Origin of the sequence: Lysinibacillus sp. UBA5990 (assembly GCF_002429815.1) — a bacterium.
Taxonomy (GTDB): Bacteria; Bacillota; Bacilli; order Bacillales_A; family Planococcaceae; genus Lysinibacillus; species Lysinibacillus fusiformis.
Map to the genome: position 1 here is coordinate 22490 of NZ_DJAY01000015.1, position 17723 is coordinate 40212.

Below are 17723 nucleotides of genomic sequence, written 5' to 3' on the forward strand. Positions count from 1 at the left end.
AACTATTTTAGAATATACTTGACTTGGAAGGATGGCATTACTGAGAGGGAAAGAAAGTTACTTATTGCTCGTCACAACTTTGATGCTATCAGTAATCGGCATTATTTTCGTCTATTCTGCGGGGACTTATTGGAGTGCCATTCATTATAGTGGAAAAATGCCGTTTTATATGAAGCAAAGCGTATACTTTGTGGTAGCTATAATTGTATTTTTAATCACCATTCGATTAAATATTTTGAGAGAGCAGTCCTTTTGGAAAATGGCCTATATATTTTCGTTAATTTTACTTGTTCTAGTGTTAATACCTGGTATTGGGCTAGTGCGAAATGGTTCGCAAAGCTGGATAGGGGTCGGTCCATTGACAATCCAGCCAGCGGAGCTAACGAAAATAACTGTCATTGTTTACCTGAGTCATATTCTAGCGCAGCATAAAACAGGGACACCGGTTGTTAATTGGCGCCATGCTTTAATCCTATTAATCCCTGTTGCTTTGATTATGTTGCAGCCTGACTTCGGTTCAGTATTTATTCTTGTTGTTGCTGTATTTTTATTGTTTTTTGTCGCTGGGTACCCATTAAAGCTATATGCCATGATTATGTTGGTTGGTATAGCTGGACTAGTTGGATTAATTGCAACTGCACCATATCGACTAAAGCGAATAGAAGCATTCCTCGATCCATGGGCTGATCCCTTGGTAAGTGGGTTCCAAGCAGTGCAATCACTAATGGCAATTGGTCCTGCTGGAATTTTTGGTCATGGTTTTGGACAAAGTCGGCAAAAGTTTCTATATTTGCCTGAGCCACAAAATGACTTTATTTACGCTATTATTTTGGAAGAAGTTGGCTTGATCGGTGGTCTCGTTATTTTAGCACTATTCGTACTGACAATTTATGCGGGCTATAGATTTGCTGTACAGGCTAAAAACCGAACATCCTATTATGCGATTATAGGGCTAGTTACAATGCTGATGGTGCAAGCGTTTCTTAATATAGCTGTAGTAATAGGTTTAGTACCTGTAACCGGTGTTACATTGCCTTTTATTAGCTACGGAGGAACATCTTTAGTCACAATGTGGTTAATAATAGGTATTATTTATCAATTAGCGAAATAAATATAAAGGAGGAGTACTTTTTGGAGAAAGTAATTGATATAGAAGATCGTATACCTACGCTAAAAAAGCGACGAAAAAAGCGTACTAATCGTAAATTTATCGTGCTAATATTACTTTTCTTTATTGTGTTAGCGGTACTCCTTTATTTTCAATCTCCATACAGTAACATCAATAAAATAACAGTCAATGGTGCGAAGTTGGTAGATAATGAACATTATGTGGAGACAAGTACCCTTGCGCTAGGTAAATCAATGTGGGGGTTCAAAATAGAAGACGTGGAGAATCTTCTGTTAAAGGATAAATGGGTAAAAGAAGCACATGTTAAACGTAACTGGCTTCGAGGCGTAACGATTGATGTGAAAGAATGGAAAAAAGTTGCGTATTTAGCTGGGGACGGCACCTATTATCCGTTACTTGAAAATGGTGAACGTTTTGAGCAAAAGGGTAATGATACTCCAATTGATGCACCTGTTTTTATTGGTATTACTGGGGAAAAAACAATTAAAAAACTAGTTGAACAGTTAGCCCAATTAAAACCAGAAGTATTAGCTTTAATTTCTCAGGTTAACACGAATAGTAATGATACAAATCCGAACGCGGTAAAGCTTTATATGAATGATGGCTATGAGGTACGAGCTATTATTCAGACGCTTGCGGATAAGTTAAATTATTACCCCTCCATTGTTGCACAAATAGCAAATTTAGAAAAAGGCGTGATTGATTTAGAGGTCGGTTCCTATTATCGTCCTTTTAACGAGGAGTACAACAAAATAAGCATCGACATGGAAGCTAATGAAGATGGGGAAATGGTTGACCAGGAAGTGACAGAAGATGAACAACAAGAAGAAGAATAGCAAAGGGAGTTTTTTTTCTAGAAAACAATTTGAATTATTGATTGTTTGTGTGACAACAGGGTTTATCATCGGCTATTCATATAATCAAGCAAAAGATAACCGCGAAGCAGGTACAATTAATTCAGAGCTTTTTGAGCAAGAAGATTCTTATCGTGAGGAATTGATCACTCAGCAAGAACGTAATAAAGAGCTAACGGAAGAATTAAATAGCCTACAGGAACAAATTCGAAAGTATGAGAAATCATTTGCTTCTGATGAGAAGGACTATAAGAAGCTTGTTGAACAAGCGGAGGATTTGCGGCTCTTACTTGGTGAGTTGAAGAGTGATGGAAAAGGAATACGGATCACTCTGCAGGATGGCGACTATGATCCAAAATCTTTGAATCCGAATGATTATATCGTTCATGAAAGCCATGTTTTTAAATTGTTGAATGAATTGAAAATTTCGGGTGCTCAAGCAATTGCTATTAATGGGCAACGTGTCATGGCCAATTCCTATATACGATGTAATGGTCCAGTAATAACTATTGATGGTACACAGCATCCCGCACCTTTTGTAATAGAAGCTGTAGGAGATTCCGATACCTTAATGGCTTCTTTAAATTTAAATGGCGGTGTCGTTGATCAATTATTAAATGACAATATTGTGGTGTCTTTAGAAGAACATCAAAAACTTATAATGTCAAGGGTAAAAGTAGAAAGTTAAGGACAAGTCCTAGTTCATGTTTAAAGTCTAATTTCAGCCTCAAGAGAAGTTTTACATTGATTTCTGAGGGGCATACGATACGTCTAGGAGGGGCTATTTTGCGAAGAAATATGTACACCCGAATAACGATCGTGCTATTTATTATCGGTTTGATGATAGCGGTACAATACAATACCATACAAAAACCAGCAGAGCGAGATACACGAGATATTTGGGCAATAAGAGAGGAATTAGCACAAGAGAAGCAAAGGCATTCCGCATTACTGGCAGAAATTCGCTCACTTCATGAAGTAGTGGATCGCTATGAGCAATCTGAAAAAGTAAATCAGCAAGCAGCTTTACATGAAACATTGAATCGTTTAAAGCAACAGGCTGGACTAACGGAAGTGATAGGGCCTGGTGTCATACTTCGTATTGAACCAGCACCGGAATTAATCGAGATGGGCTATGAAATTAAAGAAATATCGCCCGATTTGTTAACTCAATTATTAAATACGCTGTTTAAAAACGATGCAACTAGTGTTTCAATAGATGGCAATCGTGTTGTTCAAACAACAGCCATTCGGGACATTAATGGGAAGACAACGGTGAATAGTGTACCATTGACGTCACCTAAATTTGATATATATGTTGGGACAAGCGATTATAAAGCAGCACAAAAAATGTATAATTCGCTACAAGCCTCGACATTTATAGATTCATTTTATTTAGATAATTATAATTTAGTAATTGAAGAGCCAATAGATCAATTACAAATTCCAGCATTTGATCAGCCATTGACAAATGATTACTTAACAGAGGTAAAAAAAGGAGATTAATTTATGTGGCTACCATTTTTAGGTTTGATATTTGGACTTGCCCTTGGCTTGTTAACAAATATACAAATCCCCTCTATGTATGAAAATTATCTGTCAATAGCAGTTTTAGCAGCTTTAGATACATTATTTGGTGGTATCCGTGCTCAATTACAGCAAGTGTACGACGATAAAGTTTTTGTATCAGGATTCTTTTTTAATATAGTTCTCGCAGCAGGGTTAGCTTTTATAGGTGTGAATTTAGGAATAGATTTGTATTTAGCGGCCATTTTCGCTTTCGGAGTACGTTTATTCCAAAATATTGCAATAATTAGGCGTATATTACTAACTCGCTTGGATGAGAAACGTCACAAGAAAGAAAAAACTTCCATAGATTAAGAGAAAAATTGACCAAAATACTCGATTTGCTTAGACATTATGCCAAATTTACAATAGAATGAAAATAAGAGCATTTTTCAAGGAGGTGCAGCGAATTGAATCAGCAAGATTTATACATTTCACTTGATATTGGATCCTCCTCTATCAAGGTATTAATAGGTGAAATGAGTGACGGACAATTACATGTAATTGGCGTCGGAAATGTAAAATCGAATGGGGTTCGAAAAGGGGCAATTGTTGACATCGATGCAACAGTTCAATCTATTCGAAAAGCAATAGAACAAGCCGAACGAATGACAGGTTATCAAATTCAAGAAGTCGTTCTAGGCGTTCCTGCTAACCAAACGATGTTACAGCTAGTTAAAGGTGTTGTCGCTGTAAATAGTGAAAACAGAGAAATTACAGATGATGATTTAGACAGAGTGGTAGAATCTGCACAAGTCATGTCAATACCTCCTGAACGTGAATTAGTTAACATCATTCCAAGACAGTTTATTGTGGACAACCTTGATGAAATTAAAGATCCCCGTGGTATGATTGGCATCCGTCTAGAAATGGATGCGACAATGATAACTACATCCAAAACGCTTTTACACAATGTTCTTCGCTGTGTTGAGCGTGCAGGTTTAAGTATACGAGAAATATATTTGCAACCATTAGCATCAGGCTACTTTGCATTAACTGAAGATGAAAAAAACCAAGGAACTGCCTTTGTAGACATAGGAGGCGGCTCTACTACAATCGCGGTATTTGAAGAGGGATTGTTAACGCATACAGGCGTCCTACCAGTTGGTGGTGATCATATAACGAAAGATATATCCATCGTTTTAAAGACACCAACAGAACAAGCTGAAAATATCAAACACCAATTTGGACATGCCTTTTATGATGATGCATCTGACGATGAAATCTTTGAAGTACCAATTGTAGGAACAGATTCTACTGATCAATATAGTCAACGCTATATCTCAGAAATTATTGGCGCTCGCCTAGAAGAATTACTAGAATTAGTGATTGACGAGTTAGCACGTCTAGGTGTTAGAGATTTACCTGGTGGCGTTGTTTTAACTGGTGGTGTCGCTAAACTTGAAGGTATCGCCCAGTTAGCACGTCAAATTCTACAAACGCGTGTAAGAATTTATACACCCGATTATATTGGCGTTAGAGAGCCTTCATTTGCAACAGCGGTTGGACTTATTCGTTACGCCTATTTAGAAGATGATTTTTACGGTAAAAGTACGAATACGCAACCTGTTGAATATGCAGCTGTAGGAGCTCAAGCAGCTATGCCTAAAAAGCAAGAGTATTCTGCACCTTCAGAACCAAAAGAAAGCGTAATCGGGAGAGCAAAAAAATTATTTGATAAGTTTTTTGATTAACTAGAATGCGTAATGATTGATACAGAGTCGAGTTACCGTGGGAGGAAAAAGAGATGTTAGAATTTGATACAAATGTAGATGAACTTGCAGTAATAAAGGTCATAGGTGTTGGTGGCGGCGGTAACAACGCTGTCAATCGAATGATAGAACATGGTGTACAAGGTGTTGACTTTATCGCAGTTAACACAGATTCACAAGCATTGAATTTATCAAAGGCAGAGGTTAGGCTTCAAATTGGTGCTAAACTGACGCGTGGATTAGGTGCAGGTGCTAATCCAGAAGTAGGAAAAAAGGCTGCTGAAGAGAGCCGTGAGCAATTAGAAGAGGTTCTACGTGGCGCAGACATGGTATTCGTCACTGCTGGTATGGGTGGAGGAACCGGTACTGGTGCAGCGCCAGTAATAGCACAAATTGCTCGTGAGTTAGGAGCACTAACAGTAGGTGTTGTGACACGTCCATTTACGTTTGAAGGACGTAAACGTCAAACACAGGCTATCGGCGGAATCGGTGGTATGAAAGAAGCTGTGGATACGCTAATTGTTATCCCGAACGACAAGCTATTACAAATTGTCGATAAATCAACACCAATGTTAGAAGCTTTCAGAGAAGCAGATAACGTACTTCGTCAAGGTGTCCAAGGTATTTCTGATTTAATCGCAACACCTGGTCTTATTAACTTAGACTTTGCAGACGTGAAAACAATTATGTCAAACAAAGGCTCAGCATTAATGGGTATCGGTATTGCTACTGGTGAAAACCGTGCTTCAGAAGCAGCAAAGAAAGCCATTTCGAGTCCTTTACTAGAATCGTCTATCGATGGTGCTAAAGGCGTTCTTATGAATATTACAGGGGGCTCTAATCTTAGCTTATTTGAAGTACAAGAAGCAGCAGATATCGTAGCTTCTGCATCTGATGAAGAAGTAAATATGATTTTCGGTTCTGTCATTAATGAAAACCTTAAAGATGAAATCATTGTGACAGTTATCGCAACAGGCTTCTCGGAAGAAGCGTTACAACAACAACGTCATACAGTAAAACCGTCACTCAATATAAATAGACAATCTGCTCCACAACAACAAGCACCAATTCGTGAACAACGACAAGAAATGCATGTTCAACAAGAGCAGCCACGTCAAAACCAGCAACATTATGCACAGGATGATATGCTTGAAGTCCCAGCATTTTTACGTAATCGCAAAAATCGTGGTTAATTGAAATAAAATAACTTCTAAAAAGCTCGTATTTTACATATGTAAAATACGAGCTTTTTATATTTGTTGTCAAGATGTTCATTTGTGTAAGGAAACCATGTATTTTGTCAAAACATTTTAAGGAAATGATGCGATTGTTTGACAATTTTTGTGGGAGTAACATGCTAACTTTGTAAGTAGGAGGCGGCTGTTATGTATGGAGAATGGCTGGTGCTCATTAATACGCTTTTTAATCTAGCAATACTTACGTTTACAGCAAGAGTAACAAGGGTTTTGGTCAAGAATTCAAGATTATTAATGAGTTCGTTTTGTAGTAGTTTAGTAGCTGTAATAGGCAGTCAAATGCTGTGGACAACGGTTCTTAGTTTTATATTACTCATAGGTATAGCTTTTCGCTTTAAGATTCGAAGCTTCCAAAAGCAAGGACCGATCGTTTTAACAGCAACGATCGTTATAGGGGGATTGTTAACAGCACTACAACCTTTTTTAAAAAATCTTTCTGCCACCCATTTTATAATGATTTGTTTTGTACTAGCAGTTTTAAATCTCGTTGCATTCTATAAGCAATGGGGGTTTGTTAAGCTAGAGCGTTTAAGTGGACAATTTGTGTTTGATACAACTTTAAAAATCTTTGGCGCACTAGTACCACTTTCAGCTTTTGTGGATACAGGTAACCAAGCAATTGAGCCACTTTCAGGAAAGCCCGTTCATTTCGTCTCATATACAGCTTTAAGTCCACATTTACCTGCGGATTTTCGCAAATCATTAGTAGAATGGCAAGAAACAGATCCGTACAATGTATCTATGTTTTCAGAAGATTATCAGCGTTTAATACGATTTATTCATATCAATACTGTACAGCAACAAACTGTTGTATTAGGTTTTCGCTTTGATGAATGGCTTATAAAGGGGGAGCCTTCGCAGGTGAAATCGAATGAATATATCGTTTTAACAAAAAAGGCTAAAAATTTTCCACATAGCACAGCAGCAATTTTACATTTTTCAGCGCTTTCAAATAACTCATAGAGGGGGAGAACTATTGCTTCTTAGGCTACTTGCTAGCTTGAAAAAATTTTGGAGTAAGTTTCGTAGTCGTGAAACGTACTATATAGGGGGAAATGATTCATTGCCAGTGCCACTAAGTCGAGAAGAAGAAGTCACAGTCATTGCATCCTTTATGAAAGGTGATTTACGTGCTAGAGACACACTAATTGAACGTAATTTACGTCTTGTTGTTTATATTGCTAGACGTTTTGACAATACGGGGACACCAATTGAAGATCTAATCAGCATTGGTTCTATCGGGTTAATAAAGGCGATTGAAACGTTCAATACAGATAAAAATATTAAGCTTGCAACATACGCATCACGATGCATTGAAAATGAAATTTTAATGCACTTACGAAAAACAAGTCGTATGAAGGGTGAGGTTTCATTAGACGAACCATTAAACTCTGATGCAGATGGAAATGAATTATTACTATCAGATATTTTAGGTACAGAAGAGCACATTATTCTTGATAATGTGGAGAAAAAAATTGAACGACAACATATGTTCCATGCCATTAATTTATTAGGTGCACGTGAACGGTATATTATGGAATGCCGTTTTGGTCTCAATGGAAAAGTGGAAATGACGCAAAAAGAAGTTGCAGATCATTTAGGGATATCACAATCATATATTTCCCGCTTGGAAAAGAAAATTATTCAAGATTTACGTGAAAATTTAAACCAACCAATTTCTTAGAAAGGGAAAATTAGCCTACCTAAAATTGGTCATAGCTTTTGTGCATATTCTTGTTTCTCTCGGACAAACTGATGTCACGGTTTAGTCAGAGAATAACATCCGGAGGAATCGAATATGCGAACAAAAGTAGATCTTTGCGGCTTAGATACATCGACTTTGCCAATTTTAAAGCACGAGGAAATGAAGGAACTCTTCATTCGTTTACAAGCCGGTGAAACTGAAATCAGAGAAGAGCTTGTCATGTGCAATTTAAGGTTAGTGCTAAGTATTGTCGGTAGATTTGCCTATAGAGGTGAACAGGCAGATGATTTATTTCAAGTAGGCTGTATTGGCCTCATGAAAGCCATTGATCATTTTGATTTAAAGCATAATGTAAGATTTTCAACATATGCTGTCCCAATGATCATTGGTGAAATTCGTCGCCATCTGCGTGATCATCATGCATTACGAGTATCTCGTTCTTTAAGAGATATTGCGTATAAGGCAATGCAGGCAAAAGAACAGTGGATAACCGAAAATTTGCGCGAACCAACGATTGAAGAAATTGCTGACATGATCGAGATGAAAAAAGAAGATGTTTTATTTGCTTTAGATGCTATTCAAGACCCTATGTCATTACAAGAGCCCATATATTCAGATGGAGGGGACGCTGTATATATGATGGACCAATTACGTGATGATGATGTATCAGAAGATCAATGGGTTGCCTACGTGTCGGTAAAGGAAAGCTTGCAAAAACTAGATGAACGTCAGCAAATGATCGTGGCAAAACGTTTTTATTACGGTGAAACACAAACTGAGATCGCTAAGGAATTAGGGATTTCACAAGCACAAATTTCACGTCTTGAAAAAAATGCAATTGAAACAATGCAAAAAGATTACAAATAAAAAATGCGCATCGAATTATTCGGTGCGCATTTTATCTTCATTCAATGAACGATTGATACATAAATATAAAGAGACAGCAAAGTTTGATGATAGAGAAAAATAATTAAATGAAAGAGTAATGGATAGAGGAGGTTTTTCATTGCGGTTCTCATTGTTACAACAAAAAGAAGTAATTGAAGCAGGAAATGGACGATTTATAGGATTTGTGGTAGATGCTGAGGTATCAAAAGAAACGGGCTATGTAACAGCATTTTTAATTGCCGAGCCCCGAAAATATCTTGGTTTTTTTAAAGGCGAAGAATCTGTTAGAAAAGTGTATATGAAAGATGTGCTTGTTGTTGGCAAGGATGTCATTTTAGTAAAGGCACTTTCCTAAAAGGCTGACATAGGTCAGGCTATTCATTGATAAATCAAGCATTGCTTGTTACAATAAGAGAAACTAATGTTGTAAAGTTGGGAAAAACAGTGACAAAAATTTTAGCAAATTTAAACAAACTAAATGATTTAATAGCAGCAGCAGAAACAAGAGTCAATCGTGAAGCCAATAATGTCCAAATAATAGCTGTGACGAAAGAGGTTTCTGTAGAAAGAACACAAGAAGCAATCGAAGCTGGATTGACTCATTTAGGAGAAAACCGACCTGAAGGTTTAAATCGTAAAATATCTTCGATTCAAGCTCATGTCAATTGGCATTATATCGGGTCCCTACAAACACGTAAAGTAAAACAAGTGATTAACAGCATTGATTATTTACATTCATTAGATCGTTTGAGTTTGGCAGAAGAAATTGAAAAAAGAGCAGTAAAACCTGTAAAATGTTTTATACAAGTAAATGTTTCAGGTGAAGAATCAAAACATGGTTTAAGCATGGAAGAAGTTTTACCTTTTGTAGAATCATTGAAAAGTTTTACAAAAGTCCAAGTTGTCGGTTTAATGACAATGGCACCAAATACAGAAGACGAAGCACTTATTCGTTCTGTTTTTAAGCAATTAAAACAATGTCAACAGCAAATAGCCGAGCAAGGATTCGCACACGCACCTTGTACCGAGTTATCAATGGGCATGTCTAATGACTTTGAAATTGCGGTAGAGGAAGGGGCTACTTTTGTTCGAGTCGGAACGGCTCTTGTTGGAAATGAAAGAGGGGAACAGGATGAGCATGAAAAATAAAATTAAAAACTTCTTTTACCTTGAAGAAGAACTAGAAGAAGAAATCACGCAAGCTCCTATTCAGCAGCAACAACCCGTACAACAACAACAGCAACCGATTCATTCAGTAAAGCCTAAAAAAACAATTAAAGAACGTAAGGCATCGATCCATGAAATTGTGCCACAAAGTACAGCTACTCCTAATAATATTGTCAGCTTACAAGCTGCGATGAGTTCCAAAGGAGCAAAAGTTGTCTTAATAGAGCCTAGAGTCTATGCAGAAGCACAAGATATCGCGGAACATTTAAAAAATAAACGTGCAGCTATCGTCAATTTACAACGTATTGAGCGAGAGCAAGGTAAACGCATTATTGATTTTTTAAGTGGCACAGTTTATGCCCTTGCAGGGGATATACAACGTATCGGAAAAGATATTTTCCTTTGCACTCCAGACAATGTAGAAGTGACTGGTGAAATTACAAACTTTATTTTAGACGATAATTAATAGCGAGGATTGTAGTTTATATGACTTTTTTTATAATACTTGGTTATGTATCATTAGCATTTAGGATTTATTCATTTATGCTAATTGCATATATCTTAATGTCTTGGGTGCCTGCCGCTCAAAATTCAGCCATTGGACGAATGCTTGAAAAAGTGTGTGAGCCTTATTTGGGGATATTCCGAAAGTTTATCCCACCGCTTGGTATGATTGATATTTCACCAATTGTGGCAATCTTTATGCTGAATTTTATTGAAAGAGGACTTGTGATAGTCATTCAGAAATTATTTCTTATGTTCGTATAAATATAAAATCCTCACGTTTTAGTGGGGGTTTTTTATTTATATAGAAAATAGAGGAGAAGCAGACGTCGCGAATTTTATAGTGATTATTCGAGTGAACTCGAAAAAAATTTAATGCCATGATGTCAAAGTACCAATGATTGGGAATACTATGTTTATCCAATCAATGAAGCAAATAGGAACGATGAAAGAGGAGACAACGAGATGGAGCACTTGATTCAGCATTTTCGGAAAGATGAGCAACCTTTTATTGAACAGGTAATAAGCTGGCAGCGGGAGGTAGAGGATCGCTATGCACCTAAGCTGACTGATTTTCTTGATCCAAGACAGCGCTTTATAGTGACATCTATTATTGGACAGGATGACTCAATGAATACATTATGTGCTGGGCTATTTAATGAGGCGGAGAGACAACGTATGCTCATTTATCCAGCCTACTATGAGCCTACTGATAAAGACTTTCAACTGACAGCTTTTACACTTCAGTATCCCGTTAAATTTGTACAATTACGCCATCCAGATGTTTTAGGAGCCTTGTTATCATTAGGGTTACATCGAAGTAAATTCGGTGATATTCGCGTGAGTGAGCATCAAATCCAATTTGTCGTTGCACGAGAAGTGGCAGAATATGTCCGTGTACATTTAACGGGCATTGGTAAAGTAAAGGTACATGTCGAATCCCTTAAAGAACAGGAGCCTCTTCTTATTAATGAAGATGAATGGCTGGAGGAATCTCACACGGTTACCTCCATGCGATTAGATGTTATTATTGCAACTGTTTTGAAAGTGTCTCGTCAAAAAGCACAAGCTTTAATTACTGGTAAAAAAGTGCGTGTAAATTGGACAGAGCGTGATGCCGTTGCTTTTGAATTACAAGAAGGGGATATTTTATCGATAAGAGGGAGCGGTCGTATGAAAATAATTATGACAGAAGGCCGTACAAAAAAAGATAAAATCCGTATACAAGTCGGTCGATTGGCCCAAAAAAGCTAAAAGAAAAGTAAATTTCATTAATTTATACTGCTAAGTTGTCGGAAGAATTGTATAATAGGAAATACGAATGTACACGAAAAGGAGAGAAGGATAGTATGCCATTATCACCTATTGATATACATAATAAGGAGTTTACAAAAGCTTTCAGAGGATATGCTGAAGATGAAGTAAATGAATTTTTAGATCAAATCATTAAAGACTATGAAATTTTGCTGCGCGAAAAAAAAGAGGTTGATAAGCAACTAGAAATGGCCTTAGAACAAGCGAGGCATTTTAGCTCTTTAGAAGAAACTTTACAAAAATCTATTGTAGTTGCACAAGAAGCTGCAGATGAAGTACGTAGAAATTCTCAAAAAGAGGCAAAGCTTATCGTCAAAGAAGCAGAGAAAAATGCTGATCGAATCGTTAATGATGCTTTAACGAAAGCACGTAAGGTTACAATTGAAATTGATGAGCTTAAAAAACAATCTAAGGTGTTCCGTAATCGTTTCAAAATGCTTGTTGAAGCCCAGCTTGATTTATTAAATGCAGACGATTGGGATCATTTGCTTCAGTATGATATCGATTTAACAGAAATTCAAGCATCTGTAGATGAAGCGCAAGAAGCAGAGGATATGTAACTCTCCTTTTCATGGAGAGGATCAAATTTAAATGAAGCTTGACGCGATTGTTTGAATTTCATATACTTTGTAATAGTAATTATTTTGTACAGACATATGCATAGAAGCAGAGACGAAGACAGTATTTGTTAGGCGTGGTGAAGCGATTTGGGGATAGTGGAAGCCCAAACAAGCAACTAACAATGAACATCACTTCTGAGCTAAATAACTGAAAAAAGTAAGTTATTTCGTGATGCACGACGTTAATGTGCTTGAAAGAGGTAGTGCATTCTATTGGATTGTGCTACAAGTAGGGTGGTACCGCGAGTAGAAGCTTCTCGTCCCTTAGTGGATGAGGGCTTTTTTTATTTGTCCGCGAATTGTTTCAGAAAAGTTAGCCCATAACTGTCGTATGAGAAGAGTGTCGATATGCTTGATGTAAAATAAAGGAGGATTTTTTTATGGTGGAATACAAAGATACTTTATTAATGCCAAAAACGGATTTCCCAATGCGTGGAAATTTACCAGCAAATGAACCAAAAATGCAAGATAAATGGAATGAGATGGATATTAACAAATTACAGATGGAGCGTACAGAAGGTCGCCCTGAATATGTACTTCATGATGGCCCTCCGTATGCAAATGGTGATATTCATATTGGACATGCATTGAATAAAGTATTAAAGGATATGATTACACGTCATCGTTCAATGACTGGTTACCATGTTAATTATATTCCTGGCTGGGATACGCATGGTCTACCTATCGAACAAGCATTGACAAATAAAGGTGTCAAACGTAAAGAAATGTCAGTAGCAGCTTTCCGTCAACTTTGTGAAGAATATGCATATGAGCAAATTGACAATCAACGAAATCAATTCCGTCGTTTAGGGATCCGTGGTAATTGGGAAAATCCTTATATTACATTGAAACCTGAGTTTGAAGCTCGTCAAATTGAAGTATTCGGAAAGATGGCGGAAAAAGGATATATTTATAAAGGTTTAAAACCAGTATATTGGTCACCGTCTTCTGAATCTGCTCTTGCTGAAGCAGAAATTGAATATAAAGATATTAAATCGCCTTCCATTTATGTAAGCTTTGCTATTAAAGATGCAAAAGGTGTTGTACCAGCAGATGCTAAATTTGTTATTTGGACAACAACTCCTTGGACATTACCAGCAAACTTAGGGATTTCTTTAAATCCTGAGTTCGTTTATGTTGTCGTTGCAGTAGCAAATAAAAAATTCATCATTGCAAAAGATTTATTAGAAACTGTGGCAACTGCTCTTGAATGGGAAGCATATGAAGTTGTTCAAGAAGTGAAGGGTGAAGCATTAGATCGTATTGTCGCTCAACATCCTTTCTATGATCGTGATTCACTTGTAATGGTAGGGGAACATGTTACTGCTGACGCAGGTACTGGCTGTGTTCACACAGCTCCAGGACACGGTGAAGACGATTATCATATTAGTAAGCAATATGGCTTAGACATTCTTAGCCCACTTGATAATAGTGGCTGCTATACGGATGAAGCACCTGGGTTTGAGGGCGTCTTTTATAATGATGCCAATAAACTAGTGACAGAAAAGCTAAAAGAAGTAGATGCATTAGAAAGTCTTGGTTTCATTTCACACTCATACCCACATGATTGGCGTACAAAAAAACCAGTTATTTATCGTGCCACACCGCAATGGTTTGCGTCTGTTGAAGCGTTTCGTGGAGAGCTATTAGAGGCTGTTAAAGCAACTGCATTTACACCAGCTTGGGGAGAAACACGTCTTTACAATATGATTCGTGACCGTGGAGATTGGGTAATTTCTCGTCAGCGTGCTTGGGGTGTACCAATTCCAATTTTCTACGCTGAAAATGGTGAACCAATTATTACACCTGAAACAATTAGCCATATCTCAGCACTATTCCGTGAACATGGCTCAAATATTTGGTTCCAAAAAACAGCAAAAGAGTTGTTACCAGAAGGCTTTACACATCCGGGTAGCCCGAACGGTGAATTTACAAAAGAAAATGATATTATGGACGTATGGTTCGACTCAGGTTCTTCACACCAAGGTGTACTTGTAGAACGTGGCATGAAATACCCTGCTGATCTATATTTAGAAGGCTCTGACCAACACCGTGGATGGTTTAACTCTTCTCTTATTACATCAGTAGCTATTAACGGCTTTGCACCATATAAAGGACTTTTAACGCATGGATTCGTTCTTGATGGTGAAGGTCGTAAAATGAGTAAATCATTAGGGAATGTCATCATTCCACAAAAGGTAATGGATCAATATGGAGCAGATATTCTTCGTCTATGGGTTGCTTCTGTAGACTATACTGCTGACGTGCGAATTTCTATGGATATGTTGAAGCAAGTATCAGAAGTATATCGTAAAATTCGTAACACTTTCCGTTTCCTACACGGCAATATTGCTGATTTCGATCCAACAAAAGATCGTGTAGCCTACGCAGAGCTTCGTGAAATGGATCAATATGTGTATATGCGTTTACAGGATGTTTTAAAAACTGTACGTGCTGCATATGATCGTTATGATTTCGCTGCTGTTTATCATGTTGTGAATAATTTTGTAGCAGTAGAGTTATCTTCATTCTATTTAGATATTGCAAAAGATGTAGTTTACATCGAAGGTTCTGACAACAAAGATCGACGAGCAATGCAAACAGTTATTTATGATACATTAATGACTTTAGTTAAAATTATGACACCGATCATCCCTCATACTACAGATGAAATGTGGTCATACTTACATGCTCAAGGTATCGTAGAGGAAGCTTCTGTTCAATTAACGGACTTCCCAGTGGAAGATGTACAAGCTAATTTTGAAAATCTTCGTGCAAAATGGGAGAAAATCATTGATGTACGTGATGATATTTTAAAAGCATTGGAAGAAGCTCGTAATGCTAAAACGATTGGTAAGTCTCTTGAAGCAAAAGTAACAGTATATGCAAAAGAAGATATTGTAGCATTATTGAACGATGCAAACATTGATTTTGCACAACTATCTATCGTTTCTGCTTTTGAGGTAGCTACAATTGAAGAAGCACCAGCAGATGCTTTGGTACTTGAACATGTATCCATTGTTGTTGAAAAGGCTACAGGTGAGAAGTGTGAACGTTGCTGGTCTATTTCGGAAACAGTTGGTGCGAATGAGGCACATCCGACAGTTTGTGCTCGCTGTGCAGAAGTAGTAGAAAAATATTACGCGTAAGTGGAATCAGTGAATAATAAGAATCTGCATTCTATGTAGCTTATAAGCAAGTCTCCTTTAGGGGCTTGCTTTTTTCATGTGGTTTTTGCAGATTCTCGAAAAACTACATCCTATTTAAACAAAATTTCTTTCGTATTGCGGTAGTCTGTTGGCGATATTCCAACATATTTTTTAAAGGTTAGACTGTAATAATTCGGTGTATTGAACCCACAGGTAGAGGAAATTTTATCAACCGTATAATCAAACTTTCGTAAAAAGGGTAAAGTTTTGATAATACGTGTAAAGGCAACATAGTCAACAAAATTGCGACCCGTTTCTTTTTTAAATAGCCTGCTAAAATGTGTTGGGCTAAAGCTTATATATTTCGCAACTTCACTTATAGAAAGCTGTTCGTCAAAATGCTCTTCTATAAATTGAATGGCCTTTTGAAGCTGTTGGTGCTTCGTTAAATCTTCGTAATACCGTATATGAATGTTATCAATAGGCGGTTTTCTTCGAGCTTTTCGTGCCTGAGTATAGGACTCCTTCACTTGCATAGCATCCTGAAATACGCCACCAACCCCTATAAAAAGGTGGATACAATGGTCCTTTTTTAGTGTCTCGATGACCTCTAATAAAGATGCTTTGCCCTCTGACCAATGCTTGAATGAGTTATAGTCTTTAGGAATTCGCAAAAGAAGAAGTAAATAGCGTTCAAAATGTAAAAAGGATAACGGCGCTTTATCTGCAAATTTCTGCTGAATAACAGTTGTGATAATGCTACATGCATCTTGTGGATGAGCTCTCTCTTCATTTACATCAATATAGCCTTGTATTAAGAACACCATATTAGGAATACAGTTAGTCGATAAAAAGGATGCAGACTGTATGATTTCCTGTTCATTATCAATCTCACCGCGTATAAGACGTTTTAAAAAAGCTTCTCGGAAAGGAGAAGTTTGATGTTGGGAAATTTGTTGTGTCAGGTCGAGCATGGTAAGTGTACTACCCTTTTTCTCCTGATAGGAAGTGTGTAACTTTTTTACAATTCGTAAAAATTTTGATTTTTGTAATGGTTTGATGAGAAGTGCAGGTAAAACTAATTCAATTGCTATACCAGTCGAGTAGGTGAGGTGTTCTGTAACAATTGGGACAATTATACTATTAGGATAATTTCTTTTTAGTCGCTTAATCTTCACCCAATCAAATAACCGATTGACTTCATAGACAATAATGGTGTCATCTTCTGGTTTTGGCTCTTTACACTCCATTAAAGCGTTTGGTAAAACTTCTTCTAACCAATCTCTCATATGTTGCTTATCCAATGAGCTTTCCATAAACCATACCACCTTTAAAATGCTACCAACCCCCAAGAATAAAAATGATAGAAATATTTTAACTTAAAATAGCATTTTTTTGTACTAATACAGCAATATTTTATATCTATATTGATGTTGAAATAGAATAAAATAATTGTAGTAAATAATAATTTGAAATTTCAGATAATTATTTACTGATACAAATAAAGGGGGAGTTGGCTATGGCAGAAGTAGGGAGTCATGATTATGAATATGTAGAGGCAGGCACCATTGATGTAAAGGATCTTCCACCTCTAGATGCGGAGACCAATAAAATTATGAAAGATGAATTTACAACGGGTTTAGGCTTATCGGTATTTTATTTTATATTAATTTTTAGTATCCCTGTTATGAATTGGTTTGCACCAGCATTTGCCTTTAAGAAAATGTGGGGTGGCATGACGGTAACCTGGTTTGTGACAACTGTTGTGATGATGGCCATGGCATTTATTATTGCTTATGTGCATACTGCCATGTACGAAAAACGCCTGAAAAAATATGATTTAGCCAATAAGTAGTTGA

Annotated in this window: 19 protein-coding genes and 1 other annotated feature; of the genes, 18 read left to right on the forward strand and 1 reads right to left on the reverse strand. The window is 37.0% G+C overall.

Features of this window, described 5'->3' with window-relative positions; translation table 11 throughout:
• Window positions 1-31 precede the first annotated feature (31 nt).
• The 17 genes from ftsW (at window position 32) to ileS (ending at window position 15864) form a co-directional block, all read left to right on the forward strand.
• Window positions 32-1111, forward strand: coding sequence for a putative lipid II flippase FtsW (ftsW, locus tag B3D94_RS12615; protein WP_069480281.1), 1080 nt, complete (start codon window positions 32-34; stop codon window positions 1109-1111).
• 20 nt (window positions 1112-1131) lie between these two features.
• Window positions 1132-1965: a cell division protein FtsQ/DivIB gene (locus B3D94_RS12620; RefSeq protein WP_193831123.1), complete on the forward strand. Its 834-nt coding sequence runs from the start codon at window positions 1132-1134 to the stop codon at window positions 1963-1965.
• Window positions 1943-2671: a DUF881 domain-containing protein gene (locus B3D94_RS12625; protein WP_291757506.1), complete on the forward strand. Its 729-nt coding sequence runs from the start codon at window positions 1943-1945 to the stop codon at window positions 2669-2671. The genes B3D94_RS12620 and B3D94_RS12625 overlap by 23 nt, the downstream gene beginning before the upstream one ends.
• Window positions 2672-2769: 98 nt before the next feature.
• Complete coding sequence (locus tag B3D94_RS12630; protein WP_069480284.1) at window positions 2770-3489, forward strand: DUF881 domain-containing protein; 720 nt, start codon at window positions 2770-2772, stop codon at window positions 3487-3489.
• A 3-nt stretch (window positions 3490-3492) separates the two neighbouring features.
• On the forward strand, window positions 3493-3864 hold the full coding sequence (locus B3D94_RS12635; protein WP_008173872.1) for a small basic family protein: 372 nt from the start codon (window positions 3493-3495) through the stop codon (window positions 3862-3864).
• Between the two features lie 95 nt (window positions 3865-3959).
• Window positions 3960-5243: a cell division protein FtsA gene (gene ftsA / locus B3D94_RS12640; protein WP_069480285.1), complete on the forward strand. Its 1284-nt coding sequence runs from the start codon at window positions 3960-3962 to the stop codon at window positions 5241-5243.
• Window positions 5244-5296: 53 nt separating this feature from the next.
• Window positions 5297-6454 (forward strand): cell division protein FtsZ, encoded by a 1158-nt coding sequence (gene ftsZ / locus B3D94_RS12645; protein WP_069480286.1) that lies wholly within the window; start codon window positions 5297-5299, stop codon window positions 6452-6454.
• A 192-nt stretch (window positions 6455-6646) separates the two neighbouring features.
• The gene (locus tag B3D94_RS12650; protein WP_069480287.1) at window positions 6647-7480 is read left to right on the forward strand and encodes a sigma-E processing peptidase SpoIIGA; all 834 of its coding nucleotides are present in this window, start codon (window positions 6647-6649) and stop codon (window positions 7478-7480) included.
• A 13-nt stretch (window positions 7481-7493) separates the two neighbouring features.
• Window positions 7494-8201: an RNA polymerase sporulation sigma factor SigE gene (gene sigE, locus B3D94_RS12655; protein ID WP_025113851.1), complete on the forward strand. Its 708-nt coding sequence runs from the start codon at window positions 7494-7496 to the stop codon at window positions 8199-8201.
• A gap of 114 nt (window positions 8202-8315) precedes the next feature.
• The gene (gene sigG / locus B3D94_RS12660; protein ID WP_025113852.1) at window positions 8316-9089 is read left to right on the forward strand and encodes an RNA polymerase sporulation sigma factor SigG; all 774 of its coding nucleotides are present in this window, start codon (window positions 8316-8318) and stop codon (window positions 9087-9089) included.
• Window positions 9090-9228: 139 nt separating this feature from the next.
• Complete coding sequence (locus B3D94_RS12665) at window positions 9229-9465, forward strand: PRC-barrel domain-containing protein (RefSeq protein WP_025113853.1); 237 nt, start codon at window positions 9229-9231, stop codon at window positions 9463-9465.
• Between the two features lie 89 nt (window positions 9466-9554).
• A complete protein-coding gene (locus tag B3D94_RS12670; RefSeq protein ID WP_069483255.1) occupies window positions 9555-10259 on the forward strand; it encodes a YggS family pyridoxal phosphate-dependent enzyme in 705 nt (234 codons plus the stop codon).
• Entirely contained in the window at window positions 10243-10743 is a 501-nt protein-coding gene (locus B3D94_RS12675; protein WP_036226338.1) for a cell division protein SepF, read from the forward strand. The genes B3D94_RS12670 and B3D94_RS12675 overlap by 17 nt, the downstream gene beginning before the upstream one ends.
• A 20-nt stretch (window positions 10744-10763) precedes the next feature.
• Window positions 10764-11045, forward strand: a complete 282-nt coding sequence (locus B3D94_RS12680) for a YggT family protein (RefSeq protein WP_008173852.1) — start codon at window positions 10764-10766, stop codon at window positions 11043-11045.
• Between the two features lie 201 nt (window positions 11046-11246).
• On the forward strand, window positions 11247-12035 hold the full coding sequence (locus B3D94_RS12685; RefSeq protein ID WP_291757518.1) for an RNA-binding protein: 789 nt from the start codon (window positions 11247-11249) through the stop codon (window positions 12033-12035).
• Between the two features lie 95 nt (window positions 12036-12130).
• Window positions 12131-12655: a DivIVA domain-containing protein gene (locus B3D94_RS12690; protein ID WP_036226342.1), complete on the forward strand. Its 525-nt coding sequence runs from the start codon at window positions 12131-12133 to the stop codon at window positions 12653-12655.
• 100 nt (window positions 12656-12755) lie between these two features.
• Window positions 12756-12983 (forward strand) — a binding site (T-box leader).
• A gap of 112 nt (window positions 12984-13095) precedes the next feature.
• Complete coding sequence (gene ileS / locus B3D94_RS12695; protein WP_036123800.1) at window positions 13096-15864, forward strand: isoleucine--tRNA ligase; 2769 nt, start codon at window positions 13096-13098, stop codon at window positions 15862-15864.
• Window positions 15865-15974: 110 nt separating this feature from the next.
• Here ileS and B3D94_RS12700 read toward each other — a convergent pair whose 3' ends face one another.
• Window positions 15975-17180: an AraC family transcriptional regulator gene (locus B3D94_RS12700; protein WP_069480289.1), complete on the reverse strand. Its 1206-nt coding sequence runs from the start codon at window positions 17178-17180 to the stop codon at window positions 15975-15977.
• Between the two features lie 203 nt (window positions 17181-17383).
• On the opposite strand from B3D94_RS12700, the gene B3D94_RS12705 reads away from it, so the two are divergent.
• On the forward strand, window positions 17384-17719 hold the full coding sequence (locus tag B3D94_RS12705) for a hypothetical protein (RefSeq protein WP_036123805.1): 336 nt from the start codon (window positions 17384-17386) through the stop codon (window positions 17717-17719).
• Window positions 17720-17723: the final 4 nt, after the last annotated feature.